The organism is Streptococcus mitis NCTC 12261 (assembly GCF_000148585.2).
GTDB classification, from domain to species: Bacteria; Bacillota; Bacilli; order Lactobacillales; family Streptococcaceae; genus Streptococcus; species Streptococcus mitis.
In genome coordinates this window covers 594,687-614,429 of record NZ_CP028414.1, presented here as the reverse complement: position 1 = coordinate 614,429, position 19,743 = coordinate 594,687, and the positions used below count along the sequence as shown (strand labels likewise).

24 protein-coding genes are annotated in these 19,743 nt (G+C 42.4%); 1 reads left to right on the top strand and 23 read right to left on the bottom strand.

The features are described 5' to 3' along the window. Positions 1-34: 34 nt before the first annotated feature. From murB to budA, 3 genes are all read right to left on the bottom strand, one after another. The gene (gene murB / locus SM12261_RS03365) at positions 35-940 is read right to left on the bottom strand and encodes a UDP-N-acetylmuramate dehydrogenase (RefSeq protein WP_000111599.1); all 906 of its coding nucleotides are present in this window, start codon (positions 938-940) and stop codon (positions 35-37) included. A gap of 113 nt (positions 941-1,053) precedes the next feature. Beyond that, a complete protein-coding gene (locus SM12261_RS03360; RefSeq protein WP_000152234.1) occupies positions 1,054-1,806 on the bottom strand; it encodes a YhfC family intramembrane metalloprotease in 753 nt (250 codons plus the stop codon). A gap of 9 nt (positions 1,807-1,815) precedes the next feature. Then, on the bottom strand, positions 1,816-2,547 hold the full coding sequence (gene budA, locus SM12261_RS03355; protein WP_000360315.1) for an acetolactate decarboxylase: 732 nt from the start codon (positions 2,545-2,547) through the stop codon (positions 1,816-1,818). 279 nt (positions 2,548-2,826) lie between these two features. Between budA and SM12261_RS03350 the strand changes: the two genes are divergently transcribed. Continuing rightward, positions 2,827-4,098 carry an aminotransferase-like domain-containing protein gene (locus SM12261_RS03350; protein WP_000744843.1) on the top strand — a complete coding sequence of 424 codons (1,272 nt, stop codon included), beginning with the start codon at positions 2,827-2,829 and terminating at the stop codon, positions 4,096-4,098. Between the two features lie 126 nt (positions 4,099-4,224). On the opposite strand, the gene SM12261_RS03340 is transcribed toward SM12261_RS03350, so the two are convergent. From SM12261_RS03340 to rpsU, 20 genes are all read right to left on the bottom strand, one after another. Next, on the bottom strand, positions 4,225-5,040 hold the full coding sequence (locus tag SM12261_RS03340) for an ABC transporter substrate-binding protein (protein WP_000837375.1): 816 nt from the start codon (positions 5,038-5,040) through the stop codon (positions 4,225-4,227). Positions 5,041-5,197: 157 nt separating this feature from the next. Further along, positions 5,198-5,851 (bottom strand): phosphate signaling complex protein PhoU, encoded by a 654-nt coding sequence (gene phoU, locus SM12261_RS03335; protein ID WP_000946458.1) that lies wholly within the window; start codon positions 5,849-5,851, stop codon positions 5,198-5,200. Between the two features lie 11 nt (positions 5,852-5,862). After that, the gene (pstB, locus tag SM12261_RS03330) at positions 5,863-6,621 is read right to left on the bottom strand and encodes a phosphate ABC transporter ATP-binding protein PstB (RefSeq protein WP_000133483.1); all 759 of its coding nucleotides are present in this window, start codon (positions 6,619-6,621) and stop codon (positions 5,863-5,865) included. A 12-nt stretch (positions 6,622-6,633) separates the two neighbouring features. Continuing rightward, positions 6,634-7,437, bottom strand: coding sequence for a phosphate ABC transporter ATP-binding protein PstB (pstB, locus tag SM12261_RS03325; RefSeq protein WP_000049857.1), 804 nt, complete (start codon positions 7,435-7,437; stop codon positions 6,634-6,636). A gap of 10 nt (positions 7,438-7,447) precedes the next feature. After that, positions 7,448-8,332 (bottom strand): phosphate ABC transporter permease PstA, encoded by an 885-nt coding sequence (gene pstA / locus SM12261_RS03320; RefSeq protein ID WP_000543046.1) that lies wholly within the window; start codon positions 8,330-8,332, stop codon positions 7,448-7,450. Continuing rightward, a complete protein-coding gene (gene pstC, locus SM12261_RS03315; RefSeq protein WP_001070902.1) occupies positions 8,322-9,239 on the bottom strand; it encodes a phosphate ABC transporter permease subunit PstC in 918 nt (305 codons plus the stop codon). Before pstC ends, pstA begins: the two co-directional genes overlap by 11 nt. After that, positions 9,239-10,117: a phosphate ABC transporter substrate-binding protein PstS family protein gene (locus SM12261_RS03310; RefSeq protein ID WP_000746323.1), complete on the bottom strand. Its 879-nt coding sequence runs from the start codon at positions 10,115-10,117 to the stop codon at positions 9,239-9,241. The genes pstC and SM12261_RS03310 overlap by 1 nt, the downstream gene beginning before the upstream one ends. A 211-nt stretch (positions 10,118-10,328) precedes the next feature. Beyond that, positions 10,329-11,642 carry an RsmF rRNA methyltransferase first C-terminal domain-containing protein gene (locus SM12261_RS03305; RefSeq protein ID WP_001160245.1) on the bottom strand — a complete coding sequence of 438 codons (1,314 nt, stop codon included), beginning with the start codon at positions 11,640-11,642 and terminating at the stop codon, positions 10,329-10,331. Then, positions 11,643-12,416 (bottom strand): inositol monophosphatase family protein, encoded by a 774-nt coding sequence (locus tag SM12261_RS03300; protein ID WP_000444054.1) that lies wholly within the window; start codon positions 12,414-12,416, stop codon positions 11,643-11,645. It abuts the gene before it with no gap. Continuing rightward, positions 12,406-12,684 (bottom strand): UPF0223 family protein, encoded by a 279-nt coding sequence (locus SM12261_RS03295; protein ID WP_001041977.1) that lies wholly within the window; start codon positions 12,682-12,684, stop codon positions 12,406-12,408. Before SM12261_RS03295 ends, SM12261_RS03300 begins: the two co-directional genes overlap by 11 nt. Beyond that, positions 12,684-13,085 carry a Spx/MgsR family RNA polymerase-binding regulatory protein gene (locus tag SM12261_RS03290; RefSeq protein WP_000631254.1) on the bottom strand — a complete coding sequence of 134 codons (402 nt, stop codon included), beginning with the start codon at positions 13,083-13,085 and terminating at the stop codon, positions 12,684-12,686. The genes SM12261_RS03295 and SM12261_RS03290 overlap by 1 nt, the downstream gene beginning before the upstream one ends. Before the next feature lie 212 nt (positions 13,086-13,297). Beyond that, a complete protein-coding gene (locus SM12261_RS03285) occupies positions 13,298-13,915 on the bottom strand; it encodes a TIGR01906 family membrane protein (protein ID WP_000850641.1) in 618 nt (205 codons plus the stop codon). Beyond that, a complete protein-coding gene (locus SM12261_RS03280) occupies positions 13,905-14,678 on the bottom strand; it encodes a TIGR01457 family HAD-type hydrolase (RefSeq protein WP_078228289.1) in 774 nt (257 codons plus the stop codon). The genes SM12261_RS03285 and SM12261_RS03280 overlap by 11 nt, the downstream gene beginning before the upstream one ends. A gap of 8 nt (positions 14,679-14,686) precedes the next feature. Further along, positions 14,687-15,424: an acyl-[acyl-carrier-protein] thioesterase gene (locus SM12261_RS03275; protein WP_004238705.1), complete on the bottom strand. Its 738-nt coding sequence runs from the start codon at positions 15,422-15,424 to the stop codon at positions 14,687-14,689. 3 nt (positions 15,425-15,427) lie between these two features. After that, the gene (gene hemW / locus SM12261_RS03270) at positions 15,428-16,558 is read right to left on the bottom strand and encodes a radical SAM family heme chaperone HemW (protein ID WP_001170063.1); all 1,131 of its coding nucleotides are present in this window, start codon (positions 16,556-16,558) and stop codon (positions 15,428-15,430) included. 83 nt (positions 16,559-16,641) lie between these two features. Beyond that, the gene (locus tag SM12261_RS03265; protein ID WP_000517384.1) at positions 16,642-17,031 is read right to left on the bottom strand and encodes a YtxH domain-containing protein; all 390 of its coding nucleotides are present in this window, start codon (positions 17,029-17,031) and stop codon (positions 16,642-16,644) included. A gap of 15 nt (positions 17,032-17,046) precedes the next feature. Beyond that, positions 17,047-17,430 carry a DUF948 domain-containing protein gene (locus tag SM12261_RS03260; RefSeq protein WP_000895044.1) on the bottom strand — a complete coding sequence of 128 codons (384 nt, stop codon included), beginning with the start codon at positions 17,428-17,430 and terminating at the stop codon, positions 17,047-17,049. Then, positions 17,431-18,219: a prolipoprotein diacylglyceryl transferase gene (gene lgt, locus SM12261_RS03255; protein WP_000886651.1), complete on the bottom strand. Its 789-nt coding sequence runs from the start codon at positions 18,217-18,219 to the stop codon at positions 17,431-17,433. After that, positions 18,212-19,147: an HPr(Ser) kinase/phosphatase gene (gene hprK / locus SM12261_RS03250; protein ID WP_000115152.1), complete on the bottom strand. Its 936-nt coding sequence runs from the start codon at positions 19,145-19,147 to the stop codon at positions 18,212-18,214. Before hprK ends, lgt begins: the two co-directional genes overlap by 8 nt. 284 nt (positions 19,148-19,431) lie before the next feature. Next, the gene (gene rpsU / locus SM12261_RS03245; protein WP_000048054.1) at positions 19,432-19,608 is read right to left on the bottom strand and encodes a 30S ribosomal protein S21; all 177 of its coding nucleotides are present in this window, start codon (positions 19,606-19,608) and stop codon (positions 19,432-19,434) included. Positions 19,609-19,743 lie beyond the last annotated feature (135 nt).

Sequence of the window (19,743 nt, the reverse complement as noted above, 5' to 3'; positions counted from 1 at the left end):
CATGACATAGCAGCAGCTTTTCAACTACAGCTTCCTACTTGCTTTCACCCAAGATACGAACTTCTCTCTCAAGAGTAACGCCAGAGTGTTCCTTGACTTTTTCGATAACAGACTCAATCAAGTCCTCGTAGTCTTTAGCCGTTCCATCAGCGACATTGATCATAAAACCTGCGTGTTTTTCTGAGACTTCTACTCCACCAATACGATAGCCTTTCAAGCCAGCTTCAGAAATTAACTGACCTGCAAAATGCCCTACTGGACGCTTAAAGACCGAACCACAAGATGGATATTCTAAAGGTTGCTTGAGTTCACGTAGATGCGTCAAGCGATCCATTTCTTGCTTGATAACCGGATGGCTTCCTGGGGCTAGGGCAAATTTAGCTGATAAGACAACTGCACCAGACTCCTGAATGGCTGAATGGCGGTAACCAAAAGCCAAGTCCTTGACAGATAGGGTCTCGATTTCTCCATCCTTGGTCAAAATTTTACAAGACTGTAAGATGTGGGCAATCTCGCCACCATAGGCACCCGCATTCATAAAGACAGCACCACCGACACTTCCAGGAATACCACAAGCAAACTCAAAACCAGTCAAACTATGACGGAGGGCAATGCGAGTTGTTTCAATCAAGTTAGCACCAGCCTCAGCTTCGATGGTATAGCCATCAACGGAAACATGATTGAGCTTGTCACACAAGATAACAAATCCACGAATCCCACCATCACGAACAATGATGTTGCTAGCATTTCCCAGCACCATCCAAGGGATATTTTCTTGATTGGCAAATTTGACAACGCGCGCCAACTCAAAACGATTTCGTGGAAAGACCAAATAATCGGCCTCTCCACCTACTTTTGTATAACTATAGCTATGCAAGGGTTCTTTGAAACGGATATCAATCCCTTCTAAGATTTCAAGCATGTTTTCTTTTACTGACATGACACTCTTCCTTTTACAAAATTCATTCCATTATACCATTTTTAAGACCATTTGACGACCCTAAAAAAATCTTGGGCTTATTTTAAACAAAAAAAGAGGTTTCCCCCTTTTTCTTATGATTTTTTGCAAAAGATAGCCTTGGTTCCATAGGCAACTAGGATCAGTTCAACTAGTAGAATGACTTCAACTAAGACTGGACTTGTAAGCCAGCCAACTTGGGCTAGAGATGGTGCCAGGTCAAAGAAGGCATGTAGGCCATAGGCTGCTAGGAGATAAATCCATTTCTTCTGGCGAACAGCTTGGTAAACCCAAACAGTCAAAAGCAATTGGAAACCTAGAGCCAAAATTCGCTCAAAACCAAGCAAATAAATCTGCCAGACAGAAAGTGACTGAATGGTTTTTAACATATTTTCAGACAGCAATTGCATGACCTGTGGATTCTGAGTTTGAACTGCTGAGAGAACGATGTAGAGATTAATCAAACTAGTAAGACCTAGGAAAATCAACTCCAAGCCACCATGCCCCAATCCATAAGCCAAGGCATCTGCCTTTTCCAAACTTCTCTTTTTCTCCAACCATTTGAAGAAAATAAGACGAGCCGTTTCCTCAAAAAATGCTGCCATGGCTAGGCCATAGATGATATAGACAAGCGGATGGTCTTGTAAGAGGGCAATACTACCGTCTTTTTGAGGATGTAAAACCAAGATATGCACCAGTTTTTCCAAAATCTGTGAAGAGACAAAGAAGGCAACAGCCCCCAAGCCCAAGACAGCTAGATTAATCTGGTGTTTCTTTTTGGCATACCAAATGCTTCCTATCAAGAAAGCCAGCAACAGCAACATGGTAATAATGATATGAATGGTCATTTTCTTCTCCTATTCCGCCTTTTCAATATCTTTTTTCATCTCGTCAACATTGAACTTAGCAAACAAGTATTGACGATCTTGGACTGGAAAACGTTGGTCCAACTGGTCAACCGCTCCCACCTCGATAATCCCTTCCTTGATGACAAAGTCCATGACATGCCCACCGAAGGTCAAATCATCTGAGATGAAGTGTAGATGATAGCCTGCCACACTGACTCCATGGAAAATCTCTGGCGTCCAGAAACCAACGATGGTTCCCACCACATTGTCACGACGATATTCAGGTTGATGGGTTGCGACATCAGCAAACTTGGTCTCTGGTGTCGACTTGGGAATCATACGCACATGCATATGTGAAAATTCCCCACGAATCTTGATAGAGCGGAAAAGATTTTCCCCGTCATAATAAGACTCGATTCGCTCTTCCAATTCCTTGTCTGTCATCTCAAACCGCTGGCGGAAAATGACCTCTGCTTGATGCGGTACTACTGCTGCATAAGGAATGAGAGCATCTGGTGATACTTCTACAATTTCTGGTTGCTCTCCTGATCCTTTGGCCTGATAAGCCTTGCCATCCAAGACAATCAATTCCCCATCAATGGAATCCAAGGTTCCCAAACCAAGGTCACCATGCTCTAGCAATTCTCCTACTGTCATGGTACCACCATAAAGGCCAGCCATCAAGGCTCCAAGGGTATTGTATTGAAATAATTTCACTGGTTCCTGCACGTTCTTATCCATTCACTTTCTTGTCTGTTATACTCAATGAAAATCAAAAAGCAAACTAGGAAGCGAGCCGCAGGTTGCTCAAAGCACTGCTTTGAAGTTGTAGATAGAACTACATATATACGGCAAGGCGAAGCTGACGTGGTTTGAAGAGATTTTCGAAGAGTATTATTCTATAAATGTTACTCCTAAGTATACCACATTTGCCCCTAGATGTGAACGAGAGAAACACCCTAGACATTGCCAAGAAAGAAAAAAAAGGGTACAATGTAACAAAATCAAGGGAGGTCTGGAATGAAGAAACAAAGCAAGTACCAAGAGGTCGTAGCTTATCTAAAAAATAGTATCGAGTCTGGACGCTTTCCAACGGGTAGCCGACTGCCTTCTATCCGTCAACTGAGCCTTGACTTTCATTGTAGCAAGGACACCATTCAGAGAGCCCTTCTGGAATTACGGCACGAACAATACCTCTATGCCAAGCCCCAGAGTGGCTACTATGTCCTAGAACAAGGGCAACACCAGGATCTAGAAATCGAAGTCACTGACGAACATGCCAGTGCCTATGACGATTTCCGACTCTGTGTCAATGAAACCTTGATTGGCCGGGAAAACTACCTCTTCAACTACTATGACAACCAAGAAGGATTAGAAGACTTAAGACAATCCATTCATAAACTCCTCTTTGACCAAGCCCTCTACTGCAAGGCTGACCAACTGGTACTGACTTCTGGAACCCAACAAGCCCTTTTTATCCTTTCTCAAATTTCCTTTCCTAGTCAAGCCAAGGAAATCTTGGTGGAACAGCCGACCTACCATCGGATGAATCGCCTCTTGATTGCTCAGGGATTGGACTATCAAACGATTGAACGAGGCATTGATGGGATTGACTTGGAGGAGCTGGAAGGTCACTTCAAAACAGGAAAAATTAAGTTTTTCTATACCATTCCTCGATTTCACTATCCTCTGGGACATTCCTATTCAGAGCAGGACAAACGAGCTATTCTTGACTTAGCTGCCAAGTATGGTGTCTATATCGTAGAGGACGACTATCTGGGGGATTTGGACTCCAAGAAGGGCCAGACCTTCCACTATCAGGATACAGAGAAGCGCGTCATTTACATAAAGTCCTTCTCAACCAGCCTCTTTCCAGCCCTGCGGATAACAGCACTCATCCTTCCAAATGCTATCAAGGAAGCCTTTGTGGCCTACAAAAATATCCTAGACTACGACAGCAACCTCATCATGCAAAAGGCCCTGTCACTCTATATTGACAGTCAATTATTTGAGAAAAATCGGCTAGCTCGCTTATCCAATCAGGAAGACTACCAAAAACAAATCGAGGAAAGACTAGATAACACTCCTTGTCCCCTTCCTCACTTTCCCCTACACGATGGTTTATTACTTGATCTCAGACAGTATCCTAAAATCGCCAGTCTCAAACACAGTCAACTGGGCTTAGACTTCTTTGAAGAGGCCTATTTAAGCACCTGTCCTTATCAATTTGCCAAGGTGTCCTTAGACAATCTGGAAAATGTTTTAGACTATTTAAAAGCAGAATTGGATTGACTTCCAACTCTGCTTTTTTCTTATACTCTTCGAAAATCAAATTCAAACCACGTCAGCGTCGCCTTACCGTACTCAAGTACAGCTTGCGGCTAGCTTCCTAGTTTGCTCTTTGATTTTCATTGAGTATTATTCTTCAACTTCTGTTAAGGTTGCCGCTTTTTCAAGATATTTTTGGTAGGTACCGTCATCCTTGAGTTTTTGGATGACCTTGTCCACCACTTCTTTTAAATCAGCACTATTTTTTCTAAGGGCAACTGCATTAGCTTCGCCGTCCTTCATCTTCAAGCTGACAGTTGCGACAGCTAAGTCGGCGTTTTTAGCAGCATAGCTAAGGGCAACAGGCTCATCCATGTGAACAGCATCTACTTTTCCAGCCTGCAATTCATTGACAGCTTCACCCATATTGGTTAGGGAAGTCAATTGAGCTTTTGGCAATTGTTCCTTGACCATAGCTTCTGGAACAGTCCCTTTTTGGGCTGCAATATTAGCACTTTCAAGGCTAGTTAAATCCTTGTATTTTTCTACATCAGACTTACGAACCAAGAAACTAATCTTGTTTTCATAGTAAGGGATTGAAAAATCAAAGACTTCTTTTCTCTCATCAGTAGCACTAATTCCTGCAACTGCTAGGTCAGCCTTCCCAGTTTGAAGACTGGTCAAAACATTGTCAAAACTCATGCTTGAGATTTCCAATTTCACCCCAAGTTCATCAGCGATAGCTTGGGCCATATCAATATCCGCACCGACTACCTGATTTTTCCCGTCAACTAAGGATTGGAATTCAAAAGGTGCATAGTCAGGACTAGTCGCCACAACTAATTTCCCCTTTTGCTTAATGGCCTCAACAGCTGACTGAGAACCATTAGAACCCGACTGGCAAGCCACTAAGAAGAAACTTGCAAGAAAGCTACATAAAACAAATATCCATTTTTTCGATTTCATAAATAAACGACCTCTCTGTTAATTTTGTATAATTATAACTCTATCCAAGTTGCTTGTCAAGTGTTTTTTTGAATTTTTATCTTAAAAATATTTTTTTCATTCAAAAAAGGAGCTATCTATTGATTTCAAGCTCCTTTTTATACAGAATGACTCTATTTTATAGTTCGACAATCTTACCTGTTTCAAAGTAAACAACCCATTCACAGATATTCTTGGCATAGTCTCCAATACGTTCCAAGAAGGCAATCACTTGGAAATAATCACGACCTGTAACAATGGCATCAGGATTTTTCTTGATTTCTTCTGTAGCCAAGTCACGAATGCTATCAAAGTAATGGTTGATTTTTTCATCCATTGCTGCTACTTCATAGGCCTGATCTACTGAACCATTGAGATAGAGTTCAAGGGCTGCTTCGACGAAGTTCTTGACATCGCGACCCATTCTCTTTATTTCTTCTTCAACAGCTGGGATGCGTTGCTCCCCCTTCATACGAATTGCCGCCTTGGCAATGGAAACGGCATGGTCACCCATACGTTCCAAGTCAGATACAGCCTTCAAGACTGTCAAAACAGTACGCAAGTCCTGAGAAACGGGTTGTTGAAGGGCAATCATTTCAAATGATTTCTTTTCCAATTTCACTTCGTATTCGTTCACTTCTGCATCGTCTTCGATGACTTCCTTGGCCAAATCACGGTCATGCGTAACAAAGGCACGCACTGTCCGATTGATTTGGGATAGCACTTCTTGTCCCATTGCATAGAACTGGTTGTGCAATTTCTCCAAATCTTCTTCAAATTGAGAACGTAACATCATTTATCTCCTTATCCAAATTTTCCTGAAATATAATCTTCTGTTTCCTTGTGTTGTGGGTTGAGGAACATCTTCTTAGTATCGTTAAACTCAATCAAATCTCCATCTAGGAAAAATCCTGTCTTGTCAGAGATACGAGAGGCTTGTTGCATGGAACGCGTAACCAAGAGCATGGTGTATTTATCTTTTAGAGCATACAAGGTTTCCTCAATCTTACCAGCCGAGATAGGGTCCAGAGCTGAAGTCGGTTCATCCAAGAGAATGATTTTAGGACTAGTTGCCAAGACACGGGCAACGCAGACACGTTGCTGTTGTCCGCCTGAAAGCCCGATAGCTGAATCATGCAGGCGATCCTTGACCTCATCCCAGATAGAAGCTCGTTGCAAGGCTTTTTCAACCGCCTCATCTAGAACCTGCTTGTCCTTCACTCCATTGATACGAAGCCCGTAAACAACATTTTCGTAGATAGACATAGGGAAGGGGTTTGGTTGTTGGAAAACCATACCGATTTCCTTCCGCAATTCAACTGTATCTGTACGCGGGCTGTAAATGTTGTGGCCGTTATAAACCACTGAACCAGTTGTGGTTACCTCTGGATTAAGATCCCCCATGCGGTTGATAGCCTTTAGGAGGGTTGATTTCCCTGATCCAGATGGACCGATCAAGGCTGTAATTTCCTTGGGTTGGAAAGATAGGGAAACACTATTCAAGGCCTTTTTTTGATTGTAGTAAACGGACAGGTCTGACACCTGTAAAATCGCTTCTGTCATACTGTTTCCTTTCTATCCAAAGTGTCCTGTTACGTAGTCATTGGTTGACTGTAGTTTGGCATTTTGGAAAATATTAGAGGTCTTATCGTACTCGATCAAGTCACCCAAGTAGAAAAATCCTGTGTAATCACTAGCACGCGCAGCCTGCTGCATGCTGTGGGTCACGATGATTATGGTGAAATCTTTCTTCAATTCCAACATGGTTTCTTCCAGCTGAGCTGTCGCAATCGGATCCAAGGCTGACGCTGGCTCATCCATCAAGAGAATATCTGGTTTAACAGAGATAGCACGAGCGATACAGAGACGTTGTTGCTGACCACCAGATAGGGTCAAGGCTGACTTGTGCAAATCGTCTTTGACCTGGTCCCAAAGGGCAGCCTGACGGAGAGAGGTTTCCACAATTTCATCCAAGACTTGCTTGTCCTTAACTCCTGCACGTTCATGGGCAAAAGTGATGTTACGGTAGATAGACTTGGCAAAGGGATTTGGTCGTTGGAAGACCATTCCAATATGCTTACGCATCTCATAAACATTGATTTCTGGGCGGTTGACATCAATTCCTTGATAGAGGATTTGACCTGTGACCTTAGCAATATCAATGGTATCATTCATACGGTTGAGACTGCGGAGGTAGGTTGATTTCCCTGAACCAGAAGGGCCAATTAAGGCCGTAATTTTATTTTTTTCAAATTGCATATCGATGCCCTTGATGGATTCTTTTTTACCGTAGTAAACATGTAAATCCTTAGTAGAGAGGGCCACTTTCTCTTCAGGAAAGGTGATGATATACTTTTCATCCCAATTATATTTTGACATGGCTTCTCCTTTAGGCAGCGGTTAATTTCTTATGTAGATAGCTTCCGAGTTTGCGGGCTCCAAAGTTAAAGATGAGGATAAAGATGAGGAGCACGGCCGCAGAACCTGCTGATACGATAGTTCCATCAGGAATGGTACCTTCACTGTTGACTTTCCAAATGTGGACAGCCAAGGTTTCTGCTTGACGGAAGATTGAGATTGGGCTAGTCACACTGAGAATGTTCCAGTTTGACCAGTCCAGGGCTGGAGCGGATTGTCCTGCTGTATAAATCAAAGCAGCAGCCTCACCAAAGATACGACCAGAAGCTAAGACGACCCCAGTCACAATACCTGGAAGAGCTTCTGGAATGACCACATGGACCACTGTCTCCCAACGAGAAATCCCAAGGGCCAAACCAGCCTCACGTTGCGTATGGTGAACGTGTTTCAAGCTGTCCTCAACATTTCGAGTCATCTGAGGCAAGTTAAAGACTGTCAAGGCCAAGGCACCTGAAATAATTGAAAATCCATACTCAAACTGAACTACAAAGATCAAGTAACCAAAGAGACCCACAACCACTGATGGCAGTGAAGACAAGATTTCAATACAGGTTCTGACAAAATTGGTCACAGGACCTTTTTTAGCATATTCAGCTAGGAAAATCCCAGCCCCCATAGACAAGGGAACAGAGATAATCAAGGTAATAACCAAAAGGAAGAAGGAATTATAGAGCTGAATTCCAATCCCTCCGCCTGCTTGGTAAGAAGATGATTTGCCAGTCAAGAAAGACCAAGAGATGTGGGGCAAACCACGAACCAAGATATAAAGAATCAAGGATGCCAAGATGGCAACGATAATTCCTGCAATTGAGTAGAGGACAGCTGTTGCAATTTTATCTAATTTCTTAGCGTGCATAGTTTTTCTTTCCTCTTTCTTTCGTAATCAATTTAATCACACTGTTGAAGGCCAAACTCATCAAAAGCAAGACTAAGGCCAGTGACCAGAGAACGTTATTGTCAACGGTTCCCATAACAGTATTTCCGATACCCATGGTCAAAACAGAGGTCAAGGTCGCAGCAGGTGTTGTTAGTGAAGTTGGGACTACGGCTGAGTTTCCGACCACCATCTGAATGGCTAGAGCTTCACCAAAGGCACGCGCCATCCCAAAGACCACTGCTGTAAAAATCCCTGAACGCGCTGCCTTCAAGGTCACGCGCCAGATGGTTTGCCAGCGAGTGGCCCCCATAGCCAAACTAGCTTCACGATAATGACGAGGCACCGCACGCAAGCTATCGGTTGTCATAAAGGTTACCGTCGGTAAAATCATGACAAAGAGAACAAAAATCCCTGACAGAATCCCAAAACCAGTTCCACCAAAGATACTACGGACAAAAGGAACTACGACCTGCAAACCAATAAATCCATACACAACTGAAGGAATCCCGACCAGCAATTCAATGGCTGGTTGCAAGATTCTAGCACCTTTTGGTGAGACCTCCGTCATAAAGACTGCCGCACCAATGGCAAAAGGAGTTGCGATAAGTGCTGATAGGATTGTGACAATAAAGGAACCCAAAATCATAGGAAGGGCACCAAATTGTTTACCTGAAGGATTCCAAGTTTGGCCAAAGAGGAAATCAAAGATATTAACCCCATTTACAAAGAAGGTAGACAAACCTTTTTGGGCTACGAAAATCAAAATCATAGCCACGATGATAACAATCAAAGACAGACAGGCAAAGGTCAAGCCTTTTCCTAATTTCTCTAGACGAGAGTTCTTTGAGGGAGAAAGTAATTTTTTAGCTAATTCTTCTTGATTCATTAGTGACTCCCTTCTAGTGCTGTCACCGTTCCTACAGCATCTTTTTCAACCTTCATTTCCTTGACAGAAATATAGCCCATTCCCTTAACGATTCCACTTTGCGCTTCATCAGAGAGGACAAAGTTGAGGAATTCTGCCACCAATTCATTTGGTTGACCTAGGGTGTACATGTGTTCATAAGACCACAAAGGCCAGTTATTGCTTGTAACATTTTCTGCAATCGGCTCATAGCCGTTCAACTTCATGCGTTTCACCGAGTCATCCACATAGGCAAAGGCTAGGTAAGAAATGGCTCCTGGTGTCTGGGAAACAATGTTTTTGACCATCCCATTTGAATCCTGTTCTTGACTCTGCACGGCCGATTGACCATCCATGATAACACTATCAAAGGTTGCACGTGAACCTGAACTTGCCGCACGGTTGATAATGGAAATGGCTAGGTCTTTCCCACCGACTTCTTTCCAGTTGGTCACTTGACCTGTGAAGATGCTACGGAGTTGTTCAGTTGTCAGATTTTCAACATCAACTTCCTTGTTCACAATCACTGCCAAGCCCGCTACAGCAACCTTGTGATCTACTAGAGCTGATGCGTTGATACCGTCTTTTTCCTCGGCAAATACGTCTGAATTTCCTACATCAACGGCTCCAGACTGAACCTGAGACAGACCTGTACCAGATCCTCCACCTTGGACGTTGACTGTTTTCCCAACGTGCAGAGAGCCAAATTCATCTGCTGCTGCTTCGACCAAAGGCTGAAGAGCCGTTGAACCAACAGCTGTCATGGATTCCCCACGATCAATCCAGCTAGCACATCCCGCCAAAGAACCTGCTAGCAAAAGAGCCGCAAGGGATAGAGCGAGTTTTTTCCTTTTTTTCACTGTTTTTCTCCTTGAAAATAATGGTGAATGCTGTGAATTTTTTCAACTATTTATTTATGTTTTTCTTTTGAAAATTGGGAGCCAACTGAAGTTCTTTGCTTAGTTTTACTAGTCATTTGCTCAGTTACCTTGCCCACCAATTTTGACTTAAAATGAAAGACAATTTGAAAAAAATCCATACTTCCACTATAACATAGACAAGCTACTTTGACTAGCATTTTCTCTTGAATCTGAGGCCTTTAGGAAAATAATTTTTCAAAACATTTCCAGTCACCTTAGCAAAGCCCAAGCCATTACCTTTAACCAAAACTTGGTACCAACCATTTGGCAGACTTTCTGCCAGCTGAACGGTTTCTCCAGCGACATACTTTACAAACGCTTCTTGATCAATTTCAACAGACTGCTTGACCTGACTCGGTTTCAAGGCTAGACCAAGAGCAAAACTAGGCTCAAAGCGTTTCTTCTTAAAAGTGCCTAGATGCAGGCCATTCCGAGCAATCTTGAGTTTCCCTAAATCTGGCAAAAGTTCTGGCAGGAGATAGAGTTGGTCACCAAAAGTCTGCAAGATACCCGGTAGATTAACTATCAAGTGGTTTTGGGCAAATTCCTGCCACAAGACAACTTGTTCTCGGCTGAGATTGCTCTTACTTGCCTTAAATTTAGGAGCTGGATTGTCACCCTTAAACTGTAGATGAGCTACAAACTGCCCCTCTCCCTTAAAATGATGTGGGTACATACGAGCCGTTTCTGGCAGGTCAATACCAGCTACCATTCCATTGATATGATCAACTGGTAACAAGTCAAAATCATACTCTTCCAGCAACCAATTGACGATCTCTTCGTTTTCCTCGGGTGCCCAGGTACAGGTCGAATAAACCAGACGACCACCTTCAGCTAGCATGGTTACCGCATCCGCTAGAATTTCTCTTTGCAAGCTAGCACATTGACTAGGATAATCAAGACTCCAATAGTCCATAGCATCTGGTTGCTTACGGAACATCCCTTCACCAGAGCAAGGGGCATCAAGGACAATGAGGTCAAAATAGCCCTTAAAAACCTTGGCCAAACGGTCAGCAGATTCATTGGTCACCACAACATTTGTCGCTCCAAAGCGCTCCATGTTTTCTACTAAAATCTTAGCCCGTTTGCTTGAAATTTCATTGGAAACAAGGAGACCCTCCCCTGCTAGATAGGCTGCTAATTGAGTTGATTTACCACCCGGTGCAGCTGCCAAATCCAAGACCTTCATACCAGGGCTGGGCTGGGCTACCTGAGCAACCATCTGAGCAGCGGGTTCTTGCGAATAAACCAACCCTGTAGCATGCTCAGGCGATTTCCCTGAAACCTTCCCATAGTGGCCCCAAGGAGTTTGAGGAATGGCATCAGGAAAGGAAACTGTCGCTTCTTTTAAAGGATTGATCCGAAAAGCCGAAACCGCTTCCTCCTCAAAAGAGGCAAGAAAATCTCTTGCCTCATCTCCTAATATCTCTTCATATTTTTCAACAAATCCTTCTGGAAATTGCATCTAAGTTCTTTTCCTTTCGTAAATATAGGACTGAATTTCCTCCTGCATCTCAAGAGGTAACATCATGACCGGTTGTCTGGTTTGAAAATCAAGCGGTTGACCAGATAGGGTCACAACCCGATAGCCCAGACTTTCCCCTAAAATACTTGCAGCGGCATAATCCCATGGTTGCAGATAGGTGACATAGGTCAACAAACGCCCTGACAAAATCTTGGCAAAACTAATGGCCGCACTCCCATAGACACGTACACCGAGGACCGCTCGACCCAAATCAGCCAGACCCCATTCATTGGTTTCCAGCATACCACTATTCCCTGCAATAAGGAAATCTCCAAGTGGTTTTGCTTTAAAGGGAGCTAGGGGCCTATCATTTAGACAAACTGGAAATTCCCCACCACCGTGGTAACAATCCCCTTTGACCACATCATAAATCAGACCAAACTGTCCCTGACCATTTTCAAAATAAGCCATCATGACAGCAAAATCTTCCTGCTGGGCCACAAAATTATTGGTCCCATCGATGGGATCAATGACCCAAACCTTACCCTCTTTAACCGAGGCTCGCAGACACCCTTCTTCAGCACAAATCTTATCCTCAGGATAACGAGACAAAATCTCACTAACCAAGAGTTCCTGAACTTCCTTGTCCAGTCTGGTCACCAAATCTGTTGGAGAGGACTTGGTTTCAACACACAAGTCTTCCTGCATATGGTCAAGAATGTACTGACCCGCCTTATTGACAAGCTCTTTAGCAAATTCAAATTTACTTTCCAAGAGAAATCTTCCCTTCCCCTTTTTCCTTGGCAGTCTGAACTGCTCGATAAAGCGAATAGCCACTAACTGTTTCAAATTCTCGTCCCAAACGTTTTTCTTCGCTCTTGCTTGGCACGACCGCTTTGAATCCCTTATAGGAGTCCAGTAACTTTTTAGCCTCTACCTTGCCTTCATAGGCAGCTTCAACATCATTAAAAAAAGAAAGCACTGAAGCAAGTTCTTCAGTGCTCCACGACAAATCTAGTGGGTAACTATACTGTTTGTTCATTAACTAATACCAGCTCTCATTCTTGCTTCTTTTAGTTCTTGCTTACGGTAACTACGAGGGAGAAAAGCACGAATCTCATCTTCATTAAAACCGATCTGCATACGTTTGGCATCGATAATAATTGGACGACGCAAAAGACTTGGATACTGCTCAATCAAATGAAGCAATTCTGATACCGAAATACTTTCTACATCAATATCTAATTTTTGAAAAATTTTTGAACGAGTTGAAATGATGTCATCAGTACCATTTTCGGTCAAGGAAAGGATGTGTTGCAATTCTTTTCTTGTTAAAGGACTGGTCATAATATTGTGTTCCTCAAAGGGAACCTTATGTTTTTCTAACCAGGCCTTTGCCTTACGACATGAAGTACAGCTCGGTGATAGAAATAGTGTAATCATGCTTTTCTCTTCTTATCTATACTTTGCTACTTCTATTATACAAAAAAATAAAGCGCTTGACTAGAGATTTTTAGAAAAAAAAGCCTATTTTTTCAAGAAAAATAGACTGTTTGCGAACGATTAACTCTTTTTAGATTTGATTAATTCATTCTTGACAATAGTTTCGAATCACATACCTAATTGATTTATGCAAAATAAGAATATCTTTCGTTTCACTTCCTACGGCTTTTCAGGTATAGAAAACCAAAGAAGCTTTCATAGAGGGCAAAAAAGAGGAGGAAGGCATGAAGGAAGAAAGTCTCTGGTAAAATCAGAATCACTGGATCCTTGGCTGGATCAAAAAGCCAAGTATCATCTCCCACAAAGAGAATTTGATGGAAAAGGGTAAAGAATTGGTCAAAACCAATCAACACTCCTCCAAGGCCAATCAGCAAAGGCAAAACCACTAGAGTCAGAAGCCCTTTACTAAATAGAGATAAAAAGCCCTTTTTCACAATCCTATTGACAAAGACGTAAAAACTTGGCAGTGTCACTAAAGCTACTAGCTGAACCAGGTGAAAGAGGTTCTTGACCACTGCAAAATGGTGTAGCCCAGCAGCTGACGAACGAAAATCTGGCATCTCTAGGACCTGACTAAATGGATTGGTCAGATAATTCATCAAGATATGAAAGTTGTACTGAATGGTTTCTGGTTTTAAATAGACCCGATCCGTTAAACTTAACCACTGAATTTCCAGCGGATAAAAAATCCAAGCCAGATAGATAGTCAGAAGGATTGAGAGGGAGAGAAGAAAGAGCATAGAGCTCCAAAAGGTCAGTTTAGTTTTCATCAAAATCCCACTCCGCAAGGCTAGAAACCACATGAGTCGGTGCAATTGGTAGGTCTGCCACTTCTTCTGCCTTGGTAAAACCTGTTGTCACCAAGAGCGTTGGAATGCCGTTGTCAATCCCAGCCCGAATATCTGTCAGATAGTTGTCCCCAACCATAATCAACTCTTCACGTTCCAAGCCTAAGTGCTCAACCGCCTTGTCCATAATGATAGCATTTGGTTTCCCGATATAAACAGGCTTCACTCGTGTTGCCACTTCAAGCAGCGTAATCAGTGAACCAGCACCTGGCAAAAGACCGCGTTCTGTTGGAATGTTAAGGTCAGGGTTGGTTCCGATAAAGTGAGCACCCTTTTGGATAGCTAGAGTTGCTGTCGCAAATTTTTCATAGTCAACTTGCCAGTCCAGGCCTACTACCACATAGGCAGGATTATCCTTGTCTTCCACATAACCAGCCGCCTTGATGGCTTCCTTGAGTCCTGCTTCTCCGATGACATAGACTGTCTTTTCAAGTCCCAAGTCGTTCATATAGTCGATAGTCGCCAAAGTCGCTGTGTAGACAGTCGATAGAGGAGTATCAATATTAAAATTCTGAGCCAACATCTCCTGAACACTCTCTGGAGTGCGGGTTGTATTGTTAGTCACAAAGAGATAGGGGATGTCTCGCTTTTGCAATTCGTGGACAAAAGCCTCTCCTGCTGGAATTCGATCTTTCCCCTTATAAATGGTTCCGTCTAAATCAATTAAATAGCCTTTATACTTCATATTTTTCTCTAATCCTTCTTCATTTCTTGCCAAGTGATGATAGCTTGGGCATTGGTAGCCCCGTCGCTTGTAATCTCATGCTTGCTTTCCAGTCCAGTCCGTTCAACAGCCGATGTAATCACCCCACCTGGTCTAACTTCCTTGACATACTTGAGGTTGATTTTCTTGGGAATATATTGGGTCAAAAAATCCGCTCCCATAACCTCAAAAATCCAGTCCAGATACTTACTGTTATTAACATGACCATTCATATCCAAGTCGTAAAAACGAACATGGTAATCCTTGCTGAATGGTTCTTCCAAAGACTCATACTTTGGCCCACGGATAAGCTTTTTATCAAAATCAGACTGATACGGAGCCACAATCTCAGGTTCGACAGCATGGACTTTTCGACTGTCGCGGTCCATGAGAACAAAGGTCGCCATCATGTGGATGAGTTCCTGACCTGCTTCATCATAAATGTTAAAGCGACGGTAGCAAAAGAGCCGATTGTAGCTCAAAGCTTCCGTTTCGATGGTAATTTCTTCCGCAAAACGAGGCAAACGAACCACCTCAATATCGTATTCTGTGATAATCCAGACCAGATTATGCTCTTCCAAAATGGCCTTATCACTAACTCCTAACTCAATCGACTGCATCCCTGAAACTTGAAGGGATAGCAAAATCACATCTGGAAGCTTGATATGACCGTTCATATCAGCCATATCAAAAGGAATTTTCATTTTCATTCGATAAGTTAAGCCCATCATCTACTCCAAAATAAATCGTTCTGCTACGGTGTCTCCTAAAAAGAGACCTCTTTTTGTCATACGAACTCGGTCACCATCTATTTGCATGAGACCTTGTTGAACCAATTCTCTGACAATTTCTCCATAAAGTCCATCAAAAGATCTTCCAAATTTTTCCTCAAATCGCGCCATGGAGACTCCTGATTTCTTGCGAAGCCCCAGGAACATTTCTTCTTCCATTTGCTCCTTTTGACTCAGGTGCTCTTCTGTGATGCGCGCATTGCCTTCCTCAACCGCATTTAGATAATGACGAATGGGACCATGATTCTTATAGCGCACCCCATTGACATAACCAGATGCCCCAGCACCGATGCCATAGTATTCAGCATTGTCCCAGTACATGAGGTTGTGGCGACTTTCAAAACCAGGCTTTGAGAAATTGGAAATCTCATAATGCTCAAAACCAGCTCGCTCCAGCTCTGCAATGATGTACTCAAACATCTCAGCTTCCAGTTCCTCCTTAGGCAGAGGCAATTTCCCTCGTCGCATACGGTTCATAAAGACCGTATGATTTTCCAAAATCAAGCTATACAAACTCATATGGGGAATATCCAGCCCAATGGCCTTAGCCACATTTTCCTTGACCTGCTCCATGGTCTGGCCAGGCAGCGCATAAATCAAATCAATGGAGATGTTGTCAAAACCAGCCAGTTTCAGGCGGTCGATATTTTCATAAATATCCTTCTCCAAATGACTGCGCCCAATCTTTTTCAGCATTTTGTCGTCAAAGGTTTGCACACCTAGCGAAACACGATTGACAGCCGAGTTTTTCAAAACAGCTATCTTATCTGCATCCAAGTCGCCTGGATTGGCTTCAATGGTCAACTCTTCTAAGAAAGACAAGTCCAAGTTTTTAGTCAAGCCCTTCAATAACACCTCCAGTTGAGAAGCTGACAAAGCTGTCGGTGTGCCACCACCGATATAGAGGGTTCTCAACTTTTGAATATCATAAGATTGAAACTCTTCTAACAGATGTTCCAAATAACTATCTACCGGCTGATTCTTGATAAAAACTTTTGAAAAGTCACAATAATAACAAATCTGGGTACAAAACGGGATGTGCACATAGGCTGACGTTGGTTTTTTCTGCATAGTAATTATTATACCACAAAGACCGGCTACGAGAAAAAAATCACCATCCCCAGATACATAGTCCGTCCAGAGATGGTGATGGTTTATTCTTCTGTTATGTCAATAACAATCTCTTCTGATTCATCAAGAGTTTCAGCCTTTTCTTGCCATTGCTCCTTGAGATTATTGAATTGATCTTTTGATGCTTCTGTCGCTTGACGAACACATGATTTGGCTTGAGAAAGGACACTGTCCACAGTGATTTCACCTGACTCAACCTGTTCTTTAGTTTTAAGAACAAAATCTGTAGCCTGCTCCTTGACTTCTGTCAGTTTTTCACAGACCTGCTCCTTGGCATACTCAGGATCTTCTCTCAAATCATCTAGAAAATCTTGAGCCTGACTGCAAACTTGTTTGCCCTTGTCGCTTGTTAAAAACAAGGCGAGAGCTGCACCTGAAACGGTTCCTAAAAGGATTGAGGATAGTTTACCCATAAGAATTCTCCTTTTTTATTTTTTGAAAAATTTACTTGCTACACGAAGAGCTGACAAACTTGCACCAGTCTTAAGTGTTTTTGAACCAGCTGAAGAAGCTTTCTTGCTCAAGACACGCGCATGGTCATTGAGGTCTGAAACAGATAGAGATAAATCTGCCACTGCACTAAAGAGTGGATCAATCGTTGCCACCTTGACATTGATATCATCTGCCAAGACATTGACCTTAGCCAGCAATTCATTGGTATGATGCAAGGTCACATCCACATCTGAAGTCAAGGTTTTAATCGTCTTCTCTGTTTCATCGATAACACGTCCAAGCTTTTGTACAGTAATGATTAAATACACTAAAAATACAATCAAAGCAAGGGCTACAAGAATATATGCAACTTCTAACATTTAGTTTTCCTCCTCTGAAATATAGTAAGGGGCCTTCTTTCGATTTTGATATAGAATGATAAAAATACCAAGACCGATAAGGACAACTGATAGCCATTGAGACACTCGAAGACCAAAGAACATGAGACTATCTGTCCGCATACCTTCGATGACCATACGACCGAAACCATACCAAATCAAATAGAAAGCAGTGATATGACCTCGTCTAAGACTCTTCCATTTTCGTCTGAATATCAGAATCAAGGCAAATCCAAGTAGATTCCATAAAGACTCATAAAGGAAGGTCGGCTGACGGTAGCTCCCCTCAATATACATCTGGTCACGGATAAAGCCAGGTAGATAATCCAGATTATCCACTGCTGCACCATAAGCTTCTTGGTTAAAGAAATTGCCCCAGCGCCCCAAACTTTGGGCAATCATGACGCTAGGCGCCGCAATATCTAGAAAATCCCAAGTATTGATGAGTTTACGATCAGCAAAAATATAGAGTACAAGAGCCCCAGTTATCAAACCACCGTAAATGGCCAAACCACCATTCCAAATGGCAAAAATTTCTCCCAAGTTCTGACTATAGTAATCAAAACGGAAAATGACATAGTAGAGACGAGCTCCTAAAATAGCCAGAGGAAAGGCTATCAAGATAAAATCTAAAATATCGTCTGGTATAATTTTCTTTCTAGGCGCTTCTTTCATGGTCAAATAAACCGCAAGAATCAAGCCTGTCACAATACACAAGGCATACCAACGAATGGCTAGAGGGCCTAGATGAATAGCAATTGGATCAAGCATTAGGCACCTCGTTTTGAGCAATAAGATTTGTCAAGCGTTCTTCGAACAAACGCGTCGCATCAAAGCCCATTTCCTTGGCACGATAATTCATGGCAGCAGCCTCAATCACGACAGAGATATTACGACCTGTTTTAACTGGAATGCGGATACGAGGAATGCCTACGCCAGAAATTTCTATTTCCTCTGCATTGTTTCCAAGGCGATCAAAGGTCTTATGCGTATCATAATTTTCCAAGTAAACAGCCAGCTGGACTTGTGAAGAATCCTTGACCGCACTCGCACCGTAGAGGCTCATAACATCGATAATCCCAACCCCACGAATTTCAATCAAGTGTTTCAAGATTTCAGCTGGTTCACCCCAAAGAGTAATCTCATCCTTGGCAAAGATATCGACACGGTCATCAGCTACCAAGCGGTGACCACGTTTGACAAGCTCTAGACCTGTCTCACTTTTACCAATTCCACTATCGCCCTGAATCAAGACACCCATACCATAGATATCCATCAAGACACCGTGCACACTGGTACGTTCTGCCAAACGAGAATCCAAATAGCTAGATAACTCTCCAGACAATCGACTGGTCGCCGTACGGCTAGTTAAAATAGCAATCTTACATTCTCTAGCTGCCTTTAGCATCTCCTCAGGAACCACCAAACCACGAGCAACAATAACCGCAGGTGTCTCAGGTAGAAACATTTTTTTCAAGACTTGGTAACGGTTGTGAGAGGACATCGAAACGAGATAGGACCACTCCTTCATTCCCAAAAGTTGAATCCGCTCAGGCGTATAATAGTCAAAATAGCCCGTCATTTCAAGACCAGGTCGCGTAATGTCCGCGGTATTAATTTCCTTTTCAAGTAATTCTGGTTCGCCATAGACAATGTCTAGTCTAAGCTTTTCAATCACTTCTTTTACTAAAACCGACATCATTTCCTCCTTCAATCGAGTTCTTTTTACTATTATATCAAATTGTCCTTAGAAGTTTCAGATTTTTGCAGGCTTTGAAGTATTTATTTATACTCAATGAAAATCAAAGAGCAAACTAGGAAACTAGCCGCAGGTTGCTCAAAACACTGTTTTGAGGTAACAGATAAGACTGACGAAGTCAGTTACATATACCTACGGCAAGGCGACGTTGACATGGTTTGAATTTGATTTTCGAAGAGTATTAAAAGAAAAAAGACTAGATTTCTCCAGCCTTTCATTTCTAATTAGAATTTTTTACGTTTACGAGCTGCTTCTGATTTACGTTTACGTTTTACAGAAGGTTTTTCATAGAATTCACGTTTGCGTGTTTCTTGAAGAGTACCAGCTTTAGTAACCGCACGTTTGAAACGACGAAGTGCGTCGTCAAGAGATTCATTCTTACGTACTACTGTTTTAGACATTTTTTTCACTCCCTTCAAGTTCAAGATCTATTCTATTTTACACGTAAAAGGAATAATTGTCAAGAAAAAATCCGGTTTAATTTTGATTTTTTCTTCCATTTATACAAGTTATACAAGTCTTGAAAGAATCAATTA